At 46.6% G+C, this 3,185-nt stretch carries 2 protein-coding genes; both read right to left on the bottom strand.

The window, feature by feature from the left end:
* Nucleotides 1-1,662 (bottom strand): DNA methyltransferase (locus Q3886_RS09665; RefSeq protein WP_301861248.1); only part of this gene is annotated, 1,662 nt, incomplete at its 3' end.
* Nucleotides 1,663-1,757: 95 nt separating this feature from the next.
* Nucleotides 1,758-3,185 (bottom strand): ATP-binding protein (locus Q3886_RS09660; RefSeq protein ID WP_301861247.1); only part of this gene is annotated, 1,428 nt, incomplete at its 5' end.

Raw genomic sequence — 3,185 nt, 5'->3', positions numbered from 1 at the left:
GGCTGTACCATACATGAACTGGGCGGCCTTAAAATACCAGCCAGCTACATAGTCGATTTTCCCGGCCGTTTTGTAGGCCTTGCCTTTTTCATCGACGTAGATAGAACGAATATCTTCTTTCTGTTCCTTACTTTGCAGGCTGTAGCCCACAAAAGGCGGATTGCCCATGATGTAGTTCAGCTGGTCTTTGGGCACGACGTCTTCCCAGTTCATGCGCAGAGCGTTTCCTTCGTGGATAAAGGCATTGGTCTTGAGGGGCAGGAAATCCAGATCCATGTGGACAATGGCTTCGGTTTCCTTCATCATCTGGCTTTCGGCAATCCACAGGGCTGTCTTGGCGACAGTGACGGCAAAGTCGTTGATTTCAATGCCATAAAACTGGCTGATAGACACACGAATGGGGTTGTCTAATTCACCCAGGACCATCTGGCCGCCAGTCAGTTCATCGAGGACCTTATTTTCCAGACGCCGCAGGGACAGGTATGTTTCAGTGAGGAAGTTGCCGCTGCCGCAGGCCGGATCGAGGAACTGCAGGCCTGCCAGTTTTTCCTGGAAAGCCAGTAAATGGTCATGCCGCGTTTTCTTTACTTTTTCTTCTGTAATCCGATTCAGTTCATCATGGAGTTCGTCGAGAAACAGGGGATCAATGACTTTGTGAATGTTTTCAATGCTCGTATAATGCATGCCTCCATGGCGGCGCGTTTCGGGATTTAAGGTGCTTTCAAAGACGGCGCCGAAAATGGTGGGGCTAATGTCGCTCCAGTCAAACTGTTCGCTGCAGGCCACGGTCAGGATATGAATAATTTCGTCTGTCACCTGGGGAATGACGATGGATTCGTCAGCAAACAAGCCGCCGTTGACATAGGGAAAGGCCAGCAGTTCTTCCCGTTCGTACGGGTCCCGTTTGTCTGTTTCCGTATCGAGAATATGGAACAAATCGATGAGGGCACGGCGGCCGTTCTGAGCTCCGGCGGCCTGCAGGTAGTCGTGAAACATGGTGCGGCTGCCGAAAATCCCTGCATCTTCGGCGTACAGGCAAAATACGAGACGCACACAGAGGACGTTGAGGCTGCGCAGAGTCTGAGCGTCATCGGGGTCGATGTACTGGGCCTGGAGGGCGTCGTACAGCTTTCCTACGAGCTCACCGGCCTGAATGGATACGTCCAGTTCCCGCTGCAAATGGGCATTGCCGGCATCGACGAGGAAGTTGAGGCGGTAGTATTCGTCAGGCAGGTTTTCCAGCAGGATTTCCTGGGGCTCTTCCTGGGGATGTTCCATGTCATAGACCAGAAAGGTAGAAAAGTTGCAGGTCACAATATAGCGGGGCCGCTGCGAATAAGGCAGGCTGGCGCTGTACCGCATGGCCTGCTGATAAGGATTTAGCAAGGTGCCGTCAGACTGTCTGATAGCCTTGCGCAGGTTCTTCCCCAGTTCTTTCTGTTCAATCATGACGTGGGTCGATGGAATCATGGCGTCAATAAAGCTCGTATGGTCGAGTTTTACTTTGTCTTCAAATTCAATGAACTGTTCCGGATTATCGACGCCGTACACCATGCGCAGCAACGACAGCCAGAAGGGCTGGCTTTCCCCTTTTTCATAGCCTCTGTCTTTCCACTGCGCCGCAAAGGCTGCAGCTCCTTCCCGCTGTTCTCTGTCTGTCATAGGTCCTCCGCCTTTCATCGTGTATATATACATACAGTATAGCACAGGAAAGCCTGTTTTCCCTTATGAAGAAATACCTGCATATATACGTATTGTTATTCTCTCTGTTGTACAGCAACATACTTCTGAGTCCGGCTTTTTGGACGTTCCGGACACGTCATCTGCAATGTTCCCTCTTCGACTAACGGGAGTATATATTTACTGATAGCATAGCCCACTGTTTTCACATGTAAAAATTCCGCAATTTCCTGCCTTGTTCGCGGTATCCGACAAAATTCAAGTAAATCTGTCTGATTCGTTTCTTCCCCAGCCGCCACGCTTGCTGTTTCTATCGTATTATAAAAGGTAACAACGAATTCATTACGTCTGTTTTCAAATTTAGGCGCTGGCAATCCATACGTTTTCATTTCATTGCGCATAGTCGGTATACCGGAATACCGGTTTTCTGCCTCTGTCATGCTCTCAGCCATAACAGCCAGGGCGGGATTCCGTACATCTGTTTTTGTACTTCCCAACTGATCAACAGTCATTCTTCCATAGAGGTTTCCCGGACTATGAATTTCCATTCGATCAGAAAACATATCAATTTGGATTGGTGTCCCTTCTGTATAAAAACTATAATCGCGATGAATGACAGCATTTAATATGGCTTCTCGAATAGCAGCCACAGGGTATTCTGTTTGATCTCTCCGTTCTCCTGTATTACGATCGATGACAGTACGCACCTTCATATTGCGAACACAAAACGCAATGGATTCTTTCACCATACTGGTTAAATTCCCTTCAATCCGTTTATTATCCAAAAAACGGACATCGTCACCTGTCGTATCGCCAATAGCGGTACCTGGCACAACAACAGCCGTTACACCTAACTGTGGAAAATATCCCTGCGGATAAATGCCAAAGTTCATTATAGCCGCTAATGTAGGTTTGCCATTTCGCAATATATTCAACATTTCATAGATCATTTGCTCTGACAGCTGAGCAAATTTAGGCCTATCCACTTTTTTCTGCGCTATATATGCATTCACACTATTTCGATCTAACGTTATTAAGTTTGCCCGTTCTACCAGGCGTTCATCATCATGCAAATGTTTTCGGAATGCTTCCAGACTATATAGTTCATAATCCGTCATGTGCAAATCAGCGTCTCCAACACGGATAAAAGAACCTTTTAGTCTTCCGGCACCTTTATAATAACAAGGACGTTCAGCAATATCGATACCGGGAATTTCAGCAGAACAAATACAGGCGCCATTATATTCGGCAACAGTAAAAATCGCTCGTACAGGCGGCTCCATTTGCAAGCATTGCTCTGTAACTTTTTTCTGTAAATCCTGTAAATCGTACACACCAACAATTTTAAAATTCTGTTTTTCATCAATACCAAAAACTAAAATGCCCCCATTATCCTGATTAGAAAAGCTGGACAGCGTATCATATAAGCGATTGGGGCATCCCTTTTCATCTGCTTTTAGTTCAATATTTTGTTTTTCTGTCTTCTGGTTTATTATTTCATTAAC

Source organism: uncultured Megasphaera sp., assembly GCF_958350005.1.
Lineage (GTDB): Bacteria > Bacillota > Negativicutes > Veillonellales > Megasphaeraceae > Megasphaera.
The sequence above is the reverse complement of the archived record's forward strand: the minus strand, read 5'-3'. Positions and strand labels throughout refer to the sequence as shown.